The following is a 14,849-nucleotide window of genomic DNA, read 5'->3' on the forward strand; positions in this document are numbered from 1 at the left end:
CGTATTAGTCGCCGAACGCGCCGCCCTCGCGCCACTCGTCGAGCGTCGTCTGGTCCCCGGCGACGTCGGCGAACACGGACTCCGTGTGCTCGCCCAGACGCGGCGCGGGCGACCGGATAATGTCGTCGTGCTCGGGGAAGTTGATCGGGTGGCCCGGGAGCAGGCACTCGCCCCAGTCGGGGTCGTCGTGTTCGACGACGAGGTCGCGCGCCCGCGTCTGGTCGTAGTGGACGACGTCCTCAACGTCGTTTATCGGGCCGCAGGGGAAGCCGTAGTCGATGAGGCGGTCGAGCCAGTACTCCGTCGACTCCGTCGCAAACTCCGCCTCGATGATCCCGACGACGGCGTCGGCGTGCTCGAACCGGTCGTCGTTCGTCGGGTACTCCGCCAGCTCGTCGCGGCCGACCAGCTCGACGAAGTCGTCCCACCGGTCGTCGCTCGGGACGCCGGTGACGAGGGCGCCGTCGGCGGTCTCGAACCGCTGGTAGGGGACGAGCGTCTGGTGGGAGGTGCCCTGCGGCCCCGGCACCGACCCGTCCATCGAGTACGACGTGAGGTACTCGTTCAGCAGCGTCACGATGGAGTCGAAGAGGCCGACGTCGAACTTGCCGTTGAACGAGTCGGCGGCGGAATCGGCCTCCCCACCCTCCGCGCCGCCGGCGTCCTCGCCCTCCGCGCCGCCGGCGCCCTCGCCCTCCGCGCCGCCCGCGTTCCCGCGCTCGTAGAGCCGAGCGAGGATCCCGATCGCGGTGAACATCCCGGTCGTGAGGTCGCCGATGGCCTGCCCGATCTTCACTGGCTCGCCGCCTTCGGGACCGGTGACGCTCATGATCCCGCCCTCCGCCTGCAGGATGAGGTCGAGGCCGGCCTGCTCCTTCCGCGGGCCGGTCTCGCCGTACCCCTTGATGCTGGCGTAGACGATCTCCGGGTTCACTTCCTTGGCGGCCTCGTGGCCGACGCCGAGCTTGTCCGTGACGCCGTAGCCGAAGTTCTCGATGAACACGTCGGCCGCCTCCAGCAGCGACAGCGCCGCCTCGGTGCCGGCGTCGGACTTGAGATCGAGCGTGACGGAGCGCTTGTTCCGGTTGTTCGCCATGAAGTAGCCGGACTTGCCGTCGGGGCCGACGCCCTGACTGCGGGCGGGGTCGCCGACGCCGGGGCGCTCGATCTTCACGACGTCGGCGCCCATGTCGGCGAGGAGCGCGCCGCAGAACGGGCCCGCGCGGTGGCCGGTCATCTCCACGACGGTGAGGCCGGCGAGCGGTCCCCCGGTCATGCGTCGTTGAACTCGTCGACGAGCCGTTCCCGTTCGTCGGTCGCGAACTGGTCCCACCAGACCTCGGACTCGAACGCGCGGTTCTCCTCGGCGCTCTGCGCGTCGACCGCGTGGTTGAACGCGCGCTTGGAGTTCTTCACCGCGGACCGGCCCGTGCTCTGGATCGCCTCGACGATGTCACCGACCGTCTCGTCGAGCTCCTCCCGCGGGACGGCGTGGTTGACGAGCCCGATCCGCTCGGCCTCGTCGGCCTCGATCATCCCGGCGGTGTAGACGAGCTCCTTCGCTTTCGCCTCGCCGACCAGCTCGATGGCGCGCCACGTCGAGTTGCCCGTCGGGATCTGGCCGATGTCGGTCACGGGGACGCCGAACTTCGCGTCGTCGACGGCGATCCGCATGTCGCAGTACATCGCGAAGATGAGGCCGCCGCCCACGCAGTACCCGTTGACCTTCGCGATGACGGGCGCGTGGCACTCGAACGGTTTGCGGTACATCTCGTAAAACAGCTCCTGGCGGTCCTTCTGTCTCGGGTCGTGCTCCTCGGCGGAGCCCGCGTACTGCGAGATGTCCGCGCCGGCGGAGAACGCGTCGTCGCCCTCGCCCGTGATCACGACCACGTCGACGGACCGGTCGAGCTGGATCTCGTCGAACGCTCGGAGCAGGTCCAGCATGACCGTGTCGTTGAGCGCGTTGTACACCTCGGGCCGGTGGAACTCGATCGTCGCCACGCCGTCTGTGACGTCGAGCGAGATACTCTCGTAGGCAGTCTCGCTTACCATGACTCAACCTCCCATCGGGGAGTGAAAAGCGTTGTGAGTGGGGTAATCGCGGGCGATGAGCCGCACCGTTCGCGAGGAGCGATCCGGCCTCGAATCGGGCGGGCAAGGGGTGCCACGGCCCAAAGAGTTTAGATTGTGTGAGCGAATTCCGGAACCATGTCATACGAGATAGCGACGATACCAGGTGACGGTATCGGTCCGGAGGTCGTCGACGAAACGCTCCCGCTCCTTCACGAGGCGGCGTCCCGCCACGGCGTCGACGTCGCGTTCACCGAGTACGACTGGGGGACGGAGTGGTACATGGAGACGGGTGAGATGATGCCGGACGACGCGCTCGATCGGATCGTCGACGCGGATTCGATCCTCCTCGGCGCGGTCGGCCATCCGGAGGTCCCGGACCACATCACGCTGCACGGGCTCCTGTTACCGATCCGGAAGGGGTTCAACCAGCAGGTGTGCAAGCGCCCGTCGATCCTCTTCGACGGCGTCGAGAGCCCGCTCCGCGGGTACGAGGGCGGCGACATCGACTTCGTCGTGTACCGCGAGAACACGGAGGGGGAGTACTCGGACGCCGGCGGCCGCGTCCACGAGGGGTTCGACCACGAGGTGGCGATCCAGAGCGCGGTCCACACGCGCGAGGGGACGGAGACCATCGTTCGGGCGGCGTTCGAGGCGGCGACGGAGCGCGAGGGACACCTGACGAGCATCACGAAGTCCAACGCGCAGGCGTTCAGCATGACGTTCTGGGACGACGTCGTCGAGGACGTCGCGACCGAGTACCCCGACGTCGAGGTCGAGTCGCTGCTCATCGACGCCGGGAGCATGGACCTCGTCCGCAGGCCGGAGGAGTTCGACGTGTTGGTCGCCTCCAACCTGTTCGGCGACATCCTCACCGACATCGGCGCCATCGTCAGCGGCAGCATGGGGCTCGCGCCGTCCGGGAACATCAACGTCGACGACGACTACCCGTCGATGTTCGAGCCCGTCCACGGGAGCGCCCCCGACATCGTCGGGCGGGGCGTCGCGAATCCGATGGCGACCGTGCTCTCGGCCGCGATGCTCTTCGAGGACCTCGGCGAGGCGGCGGTCTCCGACGCCCTCTGGAGCGCGGTTCGGGAAGTGCTCGCCGACGAGGACGCCCCGTCGACGCCGGACCTCGGCGGGTCGGCGTCGACCGGGAAGATCGTCGCGGCGATCGAAGAGCGACTCTGATCAGTCGGCTCTGATCAGTCGGTTCGGATCGAGACGACCGGGGTCTCGGAGTTGAGCATCAGGGACTGAACGACGCTCCCGAACAGCGCCTTCCCGACCGGCGACCGCTTCCGACCGGCGATGACGAGGTACCTGGCGTCGTTGGAGTCGGCGTAGTTGCTGATCTCGTCGGCCGGCTCGCCGAGGAGCCCCACCGGCTCCGCGTCGTCGACGCCCGCCTCGTCGATCGCCTCCTGCGAGAACTCCTCGGCGATCTCTAGGACGTCGTCCCTCGGGATCGACTTCCCGGTGTCGGTCACGCTGGTCCGTTCGAGCCCGACGAACTCCGAGCGGGACAGGACGTGGACGACGTGGACGGGCTCGTCGAACGCCTCGCCGAGCTCGTTCGCTTCTTCGACGATACCCGGCGCTCTCTCCGACCGATCGACGGCTGCAACGATTACCATACTGACCGTATTCCGCCCCGGAATATAAAAGGTTCCTCCCGGTGGGTCGACTCGCGTCACGGGGCCGCGGCGCGCGAACCGGCGCGAACGACGATCGACGACCGAACTGGCTCTCGCCGGTCGACCGGGGCGCACACCGCCTTTGTATACCAAGTTCGACATCTGACAACGGGAATTTTAATAGAAACATTTATGATATTGCCACCGAATGGCATGCATGGATACGGCGAAAGCCGAACCCCCGAAAGCGGATCCGGGCGAGAAAACCAGCTGAGCCGACCAACGTGACAAGATGACAGAAGAAACACCAACCGACTCGGTCGAATCGACCTCGAACACGAAGCGGCGACGCTTCCTGCAGGCGATCGGCGCAACATCCGCCATTTCGCTCGCCGGCTGTTCCGGCAACGGCGGCGACGGCGGCGACGGCGGTGACGGTAGCGACGGCAGCGACGGAAGCGACGGCAGCGACGGAAGCGACGGCAGTGACGGAAGCGACGGCGGCGACGGATGGTCCCCCGAAGGGACGGTCCGGTACATCGTCCCGTACGACGAGGGCGGCGGAACCGACACGTACGCACGCGGGATTCAGCCGGGACTCCGAGAGGCGGTCGGCGAGTCGCTGCAGATCGACAACATCCCGGGCGCCGGGGGTCTGAACGGACTCGGAGAGCTGTACCGCTCGGAGCCCGACGGACAGACCATCGCGGGCAACGCCGGACCGCTCGAAGTCGCGCCGCAGCTGATCAACGAGCCGGACTTCGACATCCGCGACCTCACCGGCCTCGGCGTGGTCGGGCAGTCGACGTGGTGTCTCGTCGTCAACGAGGAGTACCAGGACGAGGTCGAGACGTTCGACGACGTCCTCGCGAAGTACGAGAGCGGCGAGTGGGAGAACATCGGCGTCCAGTCGTCCGGGAGCTCCCAGGACATCATCGTTCTGCTGTACAAGTACGCGTACGAAGACGAGGTCGGCTGGAACTGGCAGAACCGCGTGCAGTACACCGGGACGGGTCCCGTGACGCAGGCGGTCGCCAGCGGCGAGGTCCCGTGCGGTATCGGGACCGACGCCGGGACCCAGTCCGTCGTCGACACGGGCCGCGTCTACCCCGTCGTGACGTTCTTCGGGTCCGGCACCCAGGTCTACCCGGACATCGATTCGGTCACCGACCTCGGCTACCCGGAGATCGACTTCGTCGGCGGCGTCTGGCGCGGCATGTACGGCCCGCCGGAGATGGACCAGGAGATCGCCGACTTCTACGCCGAAGCGCTGGAAGAGACCGTCAACAGCGAGCCCGTGCAGGAGTGGAGCAACGAAACGGGGAACCCGGTCGTGTACGAGGGCCCGGAGGTCGCCGAGCAGAACTTCGCGGACGCCTTCACGCAGTACGAGGAGCTCGAAATCCTCGAACTCGTCAACGAAAACCAGCCCTGAATCGATCGCGGCGCGACCGGCGCGTCGAACTCAATTTATTTATAGTTGGAGTCCAGCGGATCAGATAATACTGTCATGGTCAATTACTCAAAACGACTTGAAGGAATCACGGCGGAACACGTCCTACTCGTAACGCTGCTCGGGCTGTCCGTAGTGTTCTACGTCGACCCGATAATCAAGGATTACCCGGAGAACGCGACGATCTTTCCGCAGTTGATGGCACAGGTCGTCGGGATCGGATCGTTCCTCCTCCTCATACAGAACTACCTCCCGGGACCGCTCCAGAAGTTCGTCGCTCAGGAAGTGAGTATGACGGAGAGCTTCGAGGAGGGCCAAACCGAAGGTGTCGGCGCCATCGAGGACGCCGAGGAGGACGAGGGCTCCACGGACGTCGCGGACACCGCCGTCGACGAGAGGTATCTCGATACCGACGATGACGACGATACCGAGGGCGTCCGGGCGAAAGACCTCCCGCTCCATCAGAAGTGGGGCATCGACATCAACAACACCGTTATCATGATCGTCTTCTCGAGCATCTACTTCGCGCTCGGGTGGGCGGTCGGGTTCCTCTACGTGACGCCGCTGTTCGTCTTCGCGTACACCACGTGGTTCAGAGTGAGACCGCTCAAGTCGGCGTTCCTCGCCGTGCTCGCGACGGTCATCGTGTACGGGTTCATCGTCTTCCTGCTCATGCCGTTCGATCAGGGAGCGATCGTGTTCACGGAGGGGCTCTGAATGGCGGTCGCAAGTCTGGTCGAGGGGATACAGATCGCGGTCAGCTGGCCGGTCATCGGCTGGATGGCCGCCGGGCTGCTCGCGGGGATCGTCCTGGGAGCGCTGCCGGGGATCGGCTCGCCGGTCGGCATGGCGATCGTCCTCCCGCTCACCGTCCCGCTCGATCCGACGCCCGCGCTCATCCTCCTGATCTCGATTTACAGCGGTGCGATGTTCGGCGGGAGCATCTCCGCGATCCTGTTGAACGCCCCCGGGACCGAGTCGGCGGCCGCGACGACGCTCGACGGCTATCCGATGGCGAAGAAGGGGCTCGCGAAGAACGCGCTCGCGATCGCGACGACGGCCTCCGCGTTTAACGGGTTCATCGCCGCGATCCTGTTAGTCCTCATCTCCCCGATCCTCATCGAGGTCGTCCTCCTGTTCGGATCGGTGGAGTACTTCCTCCTCGCGATCCTCGGGATCTCGCTCATCACGATCGTCGCGGACGGGTCGATCGTGAAGGGGATCGTCGCGGGCGCGTTCGGCTTCATGATCTCGACGATGGGCATCGCCATCATGGCGCCGACGCCGCGCTACGCGTTCGGCCAGCTCGCGCTGTACGACGGGCTCAACTTCGTCGCCGCCCTGATCGGGATGTTCGCCTTCGCGGAGATGATGAAGCTCGCGATGCAAAACCAGATCGCTGAGGACGCGGTCGGCATCACGGGCAGCATCACCGAGGGGATCAAGACGGTGTTCAGGTACCCGAAGTCGCTGTTCAAAGGCGGTGTGATCGGCATGCTGATCGGCGCCGTCCCCGGCTCCGGCGCGACGACGTCGACGTTCGTCGCGTACGCCGAGGAGGCGCGCTCCTCGGCCGCCGACGGGATATTCGGCGAGGGCGACCCGCGGGGGATCATCGCCCCCGAGGGAGCGAACAACCCGACCGTCAGCGGGTCGCTAGTTCCGACGCTCTCGTTCGGTATTCCCGGGAGCGGTTCGACGGCGGTGTTCCTCGGCGGCATCCTGATGCACGGGCTCCAGCCCGGTCCGGGGCTGTTCGGCGCGCAGCTTCACATCACGTACGCGCTGTTCGTCTCGGTGTTCCTCGGCAACTTCATCATCCTCGCCGTCGGGTACACGGTCATCCCGTACGCGAGCGCGATCACGAAGCTCGACACGGACGTCATCATCCCGATGGTGATCGTCCTCTCGTTCATCGGCGCGTTCAGCCTCAGGCGGAGCTGGTTCGACGCCTTCGGCGTGCTGGCGCTCGGCATCCTCGGCTACTACATGGTGAAGTACAAGTACTCGGTGATAGCGTTCGTCCTCGGGATCGTGCTGGGGCCGATAGCCGAGGAGAACTTCTTCCGCTCGCTACAGCTATCGGGCGGCGGGTACGGCATCTTCGTGTCGCCGAGCCGGCCGCTCTCGCTCGGGATCTCCATCCTGATCCTCCTGGCGCTGTTCGGGCCGTTCCTCGGACCGTACGTAAAAAGGGCGGTGAATAACCTCAGATAGCGCGTCGCCGGACACCCCGGCACGGCGGATCGCTTCGACACTCGGCCGGGCGTCGCCGAACGCCCGACGACCGACGTACCGCTCGCGGCTCTGTTTTTATAGGTGCTCGATCGGACCACCGATGAGCCAGCGCTCCGTCGGCCGCCGGGTCGTTCGCGTCGAGCGCGCGCTCCGTCGGCCGCCGGATCGTTCGCGTCGGCCGCGTTCGCGTGCAACGAGCGGCGGGAACCGTACCTATAAACCGGTCTAGCGTCTGGGTTCGACCGTACGATGACCGCCCAGAAGCGAGACGCCCGGGCAGCAGACGCATCACTCGTTCGCGGCGATCCGCCGGCGATAACGGGCGCCGGCATGACGGCGTTCGCGACCGCCGACGACCGGTCGCTCCTCGACCTGCTCCTCGTCGCCGCGGAGCGCGCGCTCGACGACGCCGACCGCGACCCCGCCGACGTGGACTCGGTCCACGTGGGGAACATGGCCGCAGAGGCGTTCAACCGCCGGTCCGGGCTGGCGAACGCGCTCGTCGGCGGGCTCGGCATGACCGGCGTCACGGCCCGACGGGTCGAGAACACAAGCGCGAGCGGCGCCAGCGCGTTTCAGAGCGCCGTCGCGGCGGTCGCGAGCGGGCGGAGCGAACGGGCGCTGGCCGTCGGCGGCGAGAAGATGTCCGCCGCGGACACGGCGACGGCCACCGAGATCATCAGTCGGATCACGCACGACCGGGAGTACGAGCAGGGGGTCACCCTGCCGTCGTTCGGCGGCCTGGCGGCGGCCGCCTACCTGCGCGAGACCGACGCGGACCGGCGCGACTTGGCGCGGGTCGCCGTGAAGAATCACGTGAACGCGTACGCGAACGAGTACGCCCAGTTCAACAAGCGGATCGACGTGGCGGACGTGCTCGCGTCGCCGTCCGTCGCGTCGCCGCTGCGCCTCTACGACTGCTGTCCGACCAGCAACGGGGCCGCGGCGGTCGTGGTTGAGGCCGGGCCGGCGGCGACCGACGACCCGGTGACGGTCGCCGCCTGCGAGAGCGCCACCGGGACGCACGCGGTCGCCGACCGGACGGACCCGCTGGAGATCGATAGCGTCCGGATCGCCGGCGAGCGGGCGTACGACGCGGCCGGCTTCGGGGCGGACGCGGTCGACCTCGCCTGCATCCACGACGCGTTCACGATCCTCGAGTGGCTGGAGATGGAGGAGCTGGGGCTCGCGCCCGAGGGGCGGGCGTGGGAGCGCACTCGCGACGGGCTGACGGACCTCGACGGGGAGCTCCCAGTCAACCCCGGCGGCGGGCTGAAGGCCCGCGGGCACCCGCTCGGTGCGACGGGGATCTCGCAGGTGATCGAGCTGGTGTGGCAGCTCCGCGGCGACCTGCCCGACGAGCGGGCGGTCGACGGCGCGTCCCGCGGGCTCGCCGTCAACGTCGCCGGGTTCGGAAACAACGCTGTCTGTACGCTGCTGGAGGGCGACGCGTGACCGAACTGCTGGAGTGCCGCGACTGCGGGCACCGGACCTTCTACGAGAAGCACCGCTGTCCGGAGTGCGGCGGGGCGGAATTCGACGGCGTCGCGGCGGGGTCCGGCGAGCTGCTGTCGGTGACGACCGTGCACGTCACGCCCGACGGGGTCCGGGAGCCGAACGCGCTCGGGCTCGCCGCGTTCCCCGGCGGCGCGAACGTCGTCGCCCAGCTCGACGAGGCGCTCTCGATCGGCGACGACGTGCGGCTGGTCGGGGAGCGGGAGCTCCGGGTCACCGAGGACAGGCCGCTCCGGGGCGTCCGTCTCGCGGCCGTCGAGTGAGCCGGGGTTGAATGAGCCGCCCCCGAGGGGGCCGTCGCCCGGGAGAACCGGCGGAGACCCGCTTAGTCGCCGACCGGCTACACGTCGCCGCCGTCGAGCTCGTCGAGCGTCGCGATCTTGTGGACGGGGTGGCGGCCCTCGGGCGGCCAACCCATCGCGACGAGCCGGACCGGCTCGTCGAACGGGTTGTGGATCAGGTGCGCGCCGTCGCGGCCCGCGTCGAACCGGACGACGTCGTCCGCCGTCGCGTCGAAGCCGCCCTCGTCGACCTCGACCCGGCACGTCCCGTCGGCGACGTACACCACCTCCTGTTGGTCGTCATGGTAGTGGAAGTGATTCTCCGAGAGCCGCTCGCCGGGCTCTAAGACGGCGACGTTGAGATTGAATGCGTCGATCTCCAGTTCCGGGGAAAGCTCCCAGCGCCGTCCGGGCTTGTCCTCGCGTCGACCGATTTCCTCGGGCGTCACGTGTGTCCAACCATCGGTCATGTACCAGTTACTTTGCTCGGAGCGCATTAAGCATTCGCGTCGTACCGGGCCAACTCGACCAGGTTGCCGTCGGGGTCGCGGACGTACATCGACTCCATCGGGCCGCGAGCGCCCACTTTCTTAACGGGGCCGTGGACGACTTCGACGCCGCGGTCGCCGAGGTCACGGCGGAGCGCTTCGAGGGAGTCGTCGACGACGAGACAGAGGTCCCCGCTCCCCGGCGTCGGCCGATCCGCGTGGGGCGAGTACACGGCGTCCGCCGGGTGGAAGTTGATCTTCTGGTCGCCGAACGAGACGGCCCGCCGACCGCCGTCGAACGTCTCGGCCGTGCCGCCGAGTGTCCCCGCGTAGAAGTCGACGGCGCGGTCGACGTCGGCGACGGTCAACACCGCGTGATCGAGCCCGGTGACGTGCATGCGTTCTGTGGGAACGGCGAGCACATAAGCGCTCGGCAGGGCGGAGCGCTCGCCGCGTCGGAGCGCTCCCCGCGGGGCCCGACCGCGGGCACAACACTATACGTCGGTTCGTCGTACGGAGCCGTATGCGTGCCGTCAGATTCCACGACCACGGAGACGAGAGCGTACTGACCGTAGAGACCGTCGACCGGCCCGATCCCGGCCCGGGGGAGGCGCTCGTGCGGATCGAGGCGGCGAGTGTGAACCCGATCGACGAGTACGTGCGCGAGGGGAGCGTGAGCCCACCGTCCGGCCTCCCGCACGTCGGCGGGTCCGACCTCGCCGGGGTCGTCGAGGCGGTCGGCGACGGCGTGACCGCGTTCGAGCCGGGCGATCGCGTGTTCGCGACCGGCCTCGGCCTGTTCTCGCCCGGGACGTACGCGGAGTACACCGCGGCGCCGGTCGACCAGCTCGCGCCGCTGCCCGAGTCGGTCCCGTTCCGGGAGGGGGCGGCGGCCGCGATGGCGTTCGCGACCGCCTGGCGCGCGCTCGTGACCCGCGGCGACCTCCGACTGGGCGACGTCGCGCTGGTCCACGGCGCGTCCGGCGGCGTGGGCCACGCGGCGGTGCAGGTCGCCGCGGCGGCGGGCGCGACCGTCGTCGGCACCGCCCGCGACGGCGAGCCAGCCGCGTTCGCGCGGGAACTCGGCGCCGACGCGGTCGTCGACTACCGGAGCGAGCGCCTCGCCGACGACGTCGCGGCGGCGGCCGAGGGGCGCGAGGTCGACGTGGTGTTCGAGCCGCGGGCGGACGCGCACCTCGCGGCGAACCTGGCGTGCCTGACGCGCGGCGGCCGGATCGTCGTCATCGGGGAGGACGGGCCGATCGCCGTCGACGGCGGGACGTCGATGGCGGCGAAGCAGGCGGACGCGGACCTCCGGTTCATGTCGATCGTGGCCTCCGCGGGCGATCAGGCGGCGATCCTCGAACGGGTCGGCGAGCGCCTCGCCGACGGGACGTTCACCGCGGCGGTCGACTCCGTGTTCGGGCTCGATTCGGTGCCCGAGGCGCTGGCCGAGCTGCGCTCCTCCGGGACGCTCGGAAAGGTCGTCCTCGACACGTCTCGCTGATCGCCGGCGCGCCGGTCAGGGCTCCGGGATCGCGCCCGCCTCGATCAGCTCGTCGATGCGGGCGTCGTCGTAGCCGGCCGCTTTCAGCACGCGCACCGTGTCCTCGCCGAGCAGCGGCGGCGCCTTCTCGAACCCCGAGTCGGCCCGGTCGTAGTTGAGCGGGTGTTCGATGACGGGGATCTCCCCCGCCGCGGGGTGGTCGATCGAGCCGACGGCGCCGCGGGCGCGCACCTGCTCGTTGTCCAGCGCCTCGTCGACGTCGAACACCGGCCCCACGGGGAGCCCGCGCTCGTCGGCCAGCAGGTCGACCCACTCGTCGGTCGTCTTGGTTCGGAGGACCTCCGAGAGCTCCGCTTCGAGCGCGTCCATGTTGTTCACCCGCGCCGAGTTCGTGGCGAAGCGCTCGTCCGTCGAGAGGTCCTCGCGGCCGATCGCCGCGCAGAACTCCTCCCAGAGCTTCTGGTTCCCGCAGGCGACGTTGAGGTGACCGTCGGCCGTCGGGTACATCTGGTACGGCGCGAGCACCGGGTCCTTCGTCCCCATCCGCGAGGTCTCCTCGCCGACGAAGCTCTTGCCGGCCTGCTTCGTGAGCCACGGGAGCGCCGCGTCGAGCATCCCGAGCTCGACGCGCTCGCCCTCCCCGGTCCGCTCGCGGTTGTACAGCGAGGTGACGATCCCGAACGCGGACCACATCGCCGTGATGAGGTCCGTCTGCGGGAGCCCGACCTTCGCCGGCGGGGCGTCGGGGTAGCCCGTGACGCTCATCATGCCGCTCATCCCCTGCACGAGCAGGTCGTACCCCGGTCGGTCGCTCCACGGGCCCGTCTCGCCGAACGCCGAGATCGAGCAGTAGATCAGCTCGTCGTTCCGCTCCCGGAGCGTCCCGTAGTCGACGCCGAGCCGCTCGGCGGTGCCCGGTCGGAAGTTCTCGACGACGACGTCGGCCTCGGCCACGACGTCGTACAGCGCCGTCAGCCCCTCCTCGGTCTTCAGGTTCAGTTCGATGCTCTGCTTGCCGTAGTTCACCGTCCAGAAGTACGGCGACTCGCCCTCCTCGGACGCCGGCTTCCCGGGGCCCTCGTACCCCTCGACGTCGACGAACGGCGGCCCGGAGTACCGGCTGTCGTCGCCGACGCCCGGCCGCTCGACCTTGATCACTTCCGCGCCCTGGTTCGCTAACATCAATGTGGCGAAGCCGCCGGTGACGAACGTCGTCAGGTCGATCACGACGATCTCCTCTAAGAGTCGCTGTCGCTTCTCGTCTGCGCTCATACCTACCACTCCGACGACGAGGTCATAAAGGTTGGGAGATTTCGGGGGGTGCCCGGCGGACGGCTACAGCCGCATCAATAACAGTACCGCGGCGCCGCCGAGCCCGGCGATCCCCGCGAGGAGCAAGAACAGCACGGAGCTCGTCGCGTGCGTGAGCACGAACCCCGCGAGCGACGCGCCGAGGGCCCCGACGCCGAACATCGCGAGATACGTGAACCCGTACGAGAGCCCCTGCACGGCTTCGCCGGCGTTCTCGGCGACGACGACCTGATAGATCGGCGCCGTGCCGTACACGAAGAAACCGATCAGGAGGCAGACCCCGACGAGCGCGACGGTCCCGAGTCCCCGGACGAACGGGAAGGCCGCGGCGAGACCGGCGAGGACCGCGAAGAAGCCGAAGAACGCGGTGGTGCTGGAGACGCGGTCGGTCAGCCGCCCGCCCACGTACTGGCCGCCGATGCCGACGGTCAGGAGGCCGGTGTACACGTACTGGGCCGGCTGGACGGTCTGGTCGAACAGCTCGAAGGGGCGCAGCGCCGGGGACTCGGCGAGGACGTCCGGGAGGAACGTCAGCAGGCCGCGGTAGTACGTGCCGTACAGCAGCACCGCGACGAGCGCGACCGTGAAGGCGGTCGCGAACAGGGTGCGGGAGTCCCGAGCGGTCTTCCGGAGCTCCTGGGCGATCGAGCCCGTCTCGCCGGCGTCCTCGCCCCCGCCGAGTTCGAACTCGATCCGCGTGCCGGCCAGCCCGACGAGCAGGGCGACGGCCGACAGCGCGCCGGCCGCGAGCCGCCAGTCGGCGAACATGAGGAGCAGCGCCGTGAGGAGCGGGCCGAACGCCGTCCCGACGTTGCCGCCCACGCCGTGATACGCGAACACCGTGCCGCGGGCGTCCGCGGTGCGGCTGATGAGCGAGAGCCCGGCGGGGTGGTAGACGCTCGCGAAACAGCCCCACAGGAGGACGGCGACGGCGAGCGAGACCACGCCGCGCGCGAGGGCCACGATCCCGAACCCGATCCCCATCCCGACGATGGAGGCCAAGATCAGCCGCCGCGAGCTGAACCGGTCGGAGAGGACGCCGCTCACCGGCGCGCCGAGCCCGATGAACGCGTATCCGGCGCCGATGACGGTGCCGATGACGGCCGCCGAGACGTCGAATTCGGCCATCCAGAGCCCGACGAAGAGCGGTATGGAGAGTTCGTACGTGTGAAACATCCCGTGGGCGAGAGAGGTAAATCGCACGAGAGCCCGGTCGTTCGCGTTCATTGGGTTGACGAGCGCCGAGAGACGTAATAAACTCTCGGGGCCCGGCGATCCTCACACGGAGTGTTCGATGTGGAGCTCCAGCTCGTTGACCGCGCCGAGGATCCGCTCGGGGAGCGCCTCCGTGAAGCGATCGCCGGTGATCCGGTTGGCGGGTCCGGAGACGCTCAGCGCGCCGACCACCTCGCCGCCGGCGATCACCGGCGCGCCGATCGCGTGGACGCCCGCCGTCGTCTCCTGTCGGTTGAACGCGTAGCCGCGGTCGCTGATCGCGTCGAGCTCCGCGAACAGCTCCTCGCGGGTCGTGATGGCGTCGTGTCCGGCGTCCAGTCCGCGGTCGTCGAGGATCGCCTCGACGCGGTCCCGGTCGTAGGCCGCGAGGATCGCCTTCCCACCCGCGCTCGTGTGGATCGCGCCGCGCTTGCCCACGTGGGCGCCGGTCTGGACGGCGCTCTGTCCGACTTCGGTGTAGAGGTACACTCGCTCGCCGTTCTCCTCGACGATGAACTGCGCGCGTTCGCCCGTCTCGTCGGCGAGGGCGTCGACCTTCTCCTTGATCATGGGGTACGCCGTCACCCGTCGCTGGATCTGCCCGCCGATCGTGAGGAACTGGAGGCCGAGGGCGTACACGTCGCCGTCGCGGACGACGTACCCGTGTTTCTTCAGGGTGGCGAGGTGGCGGTGGACCGTGCTCGGAGCCAATCCGAGATGCTCGGATAAATCAACGATAGTCATCCCGTCGGTATCTCGCAGTACGTCGATCAGTCGTAACGACGTTTCAGTCGTTTTCGCGACCGATTTGAGCTCTTTTGCCATACACGGTACACCGGCCCAAGCCACTTAACTTCCCGTGTACTCGGATAATAAAGAATATTTGACCGCGTGAGCCGGCCTATATCCCGGGCAGACGCGGCCGAATCAGACCGAAATCTGATTTCGCGGGACGACTCGTCCCGGATTCTGACGCTTAATATCGGCGAGTAAGGCGAAAAAGAGAGACGTGCCGACTACAGACGTCGATCCGGTATGTTCGGATCCAGATCGGATCTCGACGAATTTCATTACATCCGTACGTTTGTAACGGCAGTCGGACCGGCGACGCGGGATCGACGCCTCGCA

Annotated in this window: 15 protein-coding genes; 7 read left to right on the forward strand and 8 right to left on the reverse strand. The window is 68.2% G+C overall.

Features of this window, described 5'->3' with window-relative positions; genetic code table 11:
• Positions 1 to 4 precede the first annotated feature (4 nt).
• The gene (locus DJ75_RS01445) at positions 5 to 1,276 is read right to left on the reverse strand and encodes a CaiB/BaiF CoA-transferase family protein (protein WP_094522100.1); all 1,272 of its coding nucleotides are present in this window, start codon (positions 1,274 to 1,276) and stop codon (positions 5 to 7) included.
• Positions 1,273 to 2,055 carry an enoyl-CoA hydratase/isomerase family protein gene (locus tag DJ75_RS01450; protein WP_094522101.1) on the reverse strand — a complete coding sequence of 261 codons (783 nt, stop codon included), beginning with the start codon at positions 2,053 to 2,055 and terminating at the stop codon, positions 1,273 to 1,275. The genes DJ75_RS01445 and DJ75_RS01450 overlap by 4 nt, the downstream gene beginning before the upstream one ends.
• A 156-nt stretch (positions 2,056 to 2,211) precedes the next feature.
• On the opposite strand from DJ75_RS01450, the gene DJ75_RS01455 reads away from it, so the two are divergent.
• Positions 2,212 to 3,267 carry an isocitrate/isopropylmalate dehydrogenase family protein gene (locus DJ75_RS01455; RefSeq protein WP_094522102.1) on the forward strand — a complete coding sequence of 352 codons (1,056 nt, stop codon included), beginning with the start codon at positions 2,212 to 2,214 and terminating at the stop codon, positions 3,265 to 3,267.
• Between the two features lie 14 nt (positions 3,268 to 3,281).
• On the opposite strand, the gene DJ75_RS01460 is transcribed toward DJ75_RS01455, so the two are convergent.
• Positions 3,282 to 3,713, reverse strand: a complete 432-nt coding sequence (locus tag DJ75_RS01460; protein WP_094522103.1) for a universal stress protein — start codon at positions 3,711 to 3,713, stop codon at positions 3,282 to 3,284.
• A 292-nt stretch (positions 3,714 to 4,005) separates the two neighbouring features.
• Between DJ75_RS01460 and DJ75_RS01465 the strand changes: the two genes are divergently transcribed.
• From DJ75_RS01465 to DJ75_RS01485, 5 genes are all read left to right on the forward strand, one after another.
• Positions 4,006 to 5,148, forward strand: a complete 1,143-nt coding sequence (locus DJ75_RS01465) for a tripartite tricarboxylate transporter substrate binding protein (RefSeq protein ID WP_094522104.1) — start codon at positions 4,006 to 4,008, stop codon at positions 5,146 to 5,148.
• Positions 5,149 to 5,364: 216 nt separating this feature from the next.
• Positions 5,365 to 5,883, forward strand: coding sequence for a hypothetical protein (locus DJ75_RS01470; protein ID WP_217900366.1), 519 nt, complete (start codon positions 5,365 to 5,367; stop codon positions 5,881 to 5,883).
• On the forward strand, positions 5,884 to 7,383 hold the full coding sequence (locus tag DJ75_RS01475; protein ID WP_094522106.1) for a tripartite tricarboxylate transporter permease: 1,500 nt from the start codon (positions 5,884 to 5,886) through the stop codon (positions 7,381 to 7,383).
• Positions 7,384 to 7,653: 270 nt separating this feature from the next.
• The gene (locus tag DJ75_RS01480; RefSeq protein WP_254921867.1) at positions 7,654 to 8,859 is read left to right on the forward strand and encodes a thiolase family protein; all 1,206 of its coding nucleotides are present in this window, start codon (positions 7,654 to 7,656) and stop codon (positions 8,857 to 8,859) included.
• Positions 8,856 to 9,182, forward strand: a complete 327-nt coding sequence (locus DJ75_RS01485; RefSeq protein ID WP_094522108.1) for a Zn-ribbon domain-containing OB-fold protein — start codon at positions 8,856 to 8,858, stop codon at positions 9,180 to 9,182. Before DJ75_RS01480 ends, DJ75_RS01485 begins: the two co-directional genes overlap by 4 nt.
• Before the next feature lie 77 nt (positions 9,183 to 9,259).
• Here the strand turns inward: DJ75_RS01485 and DJ75_RS01490 are convergent, their stop codons facing one another.
• Positions 9,260 to 9,670, reverse strand: a complete 411-nt coding sequence (locus tag DJ75_RS01490; RefSeq protein ID WP_094522109.1) for a cupin domain-containing protein — start codon at positions 9,668 to 9,670, stop codon at positions 9,260 to 9,262.
• Between the two features lie 26 nt (positions 9,671 to 9,696).
• Positions 9,697 to 10,086 carry a VOC family protein gene (locus DJ75_RS01495; RefSeq protein ID WP_094522110.1) on the reverse strand — a complete coding sequence of 130 codons (390 nt, stop codon included), beginning with the start codon at positions 10,084 to 10,086 and terminating at the stop codon, positions 9,697 to 9,699.
• A gap of 125 nt (positions 10,087 to 10,211) precedes the next feature.
• On the opposite strand from DJ75_RS01495, the gene DJ75_RS01500 reads away from it, so the two are divergent.
• Positions 10,212 to 11,195 carry an NADPH:quinone reductase gene (locus tag DJ75_RS01500; protein ID WP_094522111.1) on the forward strand — a complete coding sequence of 328 codons (984 nt, stop codon included), beginning with the start codon at positions 10,212 to 10,214 and terminating at the stop codon, positions 11,193 to 11,195.
• Positions 11,196 to 11,210: 15 nt separating this feature from the next.
• Here the strand turns inward: DJ75_RS01500 and DJ75_RS01505 are convergent, their stop codons facing one another.
• From DJ75_RS01505 to DJ75_RS01515, 3 genes are all read right to left on the reverse strand, one after another.
• Positions 11,211 to 12,467, reverse strand: a complete 1,257-nt coding sequence (locus DJ75_RS01505) for a CaiB/BaiF CoA-transferase family protein (RefSeq protein ID WP_094522112.1) — start codon at positions 12,465 to 12,467, stop codon at positions 11,211 to 11,213.
• Positions 12,468 to 12,530: 63 nt separating this feature from the next.
• On the reverse strand, positions 12,531 to 13,733 hold the full coding sequence (locus tag DJ75_RS01510; protein ID WP_094522113.1) for an MFS transporter: 1,203 nt from the start codon (positions 13,731 to 13,733) through the stop codon (positions 12,531 to 12,533).
• Between the two features lie 51 nt (positions 13,734 to 13,784).
• Complete coding sequence (locus tag DJ75_RS01515; protein WP_094522114.1) at positions 13,785 to 14,546, reverse strand: IclR family transcriptional regulator; 762 nt, start codon at positions 14,544 to 14,546, stop codon at positions 13,785 to 13,787.
• Positions 14,547 to 14,849 lie beyond the last annotated feature (303 nt).

This window comes from Halorubrum sp. Eb13 (assembly GCF_002252895.1).
GTDB lineage: Archaea > Halobacteriota > Halobacteria > Halobacteriales > Haloferacaceae > Halorubrum.

What these genes read in the sequence shown, in the direction of transcription:
- DJ75_RS01445 (WP_094522100.1), bottom strand. Translation starts at nt 1,276, where the DNA reads ATGACCGGGGGACCGCTCGCCGGCCTCACCGTCGTGGAGATGACCGGC.
- DJ75_RS01450 (WP_094522101.1), bottom strand. Translation starts at nt 2,055, where the DNA reads ATGGTAAGCGAGACTGCCTACGAGAGTATCTCGCTCGACGTCACAGAC.
- DJ75_RS01455 (WP_094522102.1), top strand. Translation starts at nt 2,212, where the DNA reads ATGTCATACGAGATAGCGACGATACCAGGTGACGGTATCGGTCCGGAG.
- DJ75_RS01460 (WP_094522103.1), bottom strand. Translation starts at nt 3,713, where the DNA reads ATGGTAATCGTTGCAGCCGTCGATCGGTCGGAGAGAGCGCCGGGTATC.
- DJ75_RS01465 (WP_094522104.1), top strand. Translation starts at nt 4,006, where the DNA reads ATGACAGAAGAAACACCAACCGACTCGGTCGAATCGACCTCGAACACG.
- DJ75_RS01470 (WP_217900366.1), top strand. Translation starts at nt 5,365, where the DNA reads ATGGCACAGGTCGTCGGGATCGGATCGTTCCTCCTCCTCATACAGAAC.
- DJ75_RS01475 (WP_094522106.1), top strand. Translation starts at nt 5,884, where the DNA reads ATGGCGGTCGCAAGTCTGGTCGAGGGGATACAGATCGCGGTCAGCTGG.
- DJ75_RS01480 (WP_254921867.1), top strand. Translation starts at nt 7,654, where the DNA reads ATGACCGCCCAGAAGCGAGACGCCCGGGCAGCAGACGCATCACTCGTT.
- DJ75_RS01490 (WP_094522109.1), bottom strand. Translation starts at nt 9,670, where the DNA reads ATGACCGATGGTTGGACACACGTGACGCCCGAGGAAATCGGTCGACGC.
- DJ75_RS01495 (WP_094522110.1), bottom strand. Translation starts at nt 10,086, where the DNA reads ATGCACGTCACCGGGCTCGATCACGCGGTGTTGACCGTCGCCGACGTC.
- DJ75_RS01500 (WP_094522111.1), top strand. Translation starts at nt 10,212, where the DNA reads ATGCGTGCCGTCAGATTCCACGACCACGGAGACGAGAGCGTACTGACC.
- DJ75_RS01505 (WP_094522112.1), bottom strand. Translation starts at nt 12,467, where the DNA reads ATGAGCGCAGACGAGAAGCGACAGCGACTCTTAGAGGAGATCGTCGTG.
- DJ75_RS01510 (WP_094522113.1), bottom strand. Translation starts at nt 13,733, where the DNA reads ATGAACGCGAACGACCGGGCTCTCGTGCGATTTACCTCTCTCGCCCAC.
- DJ75_RS01515 (WP_094522114.1), bottom strand. Translation starts at nt 14,546, where the DNA reads ATGGCAAAAGAGCTCAAATCGGTCGCGAAAACGACTGAAACGTCGTTA.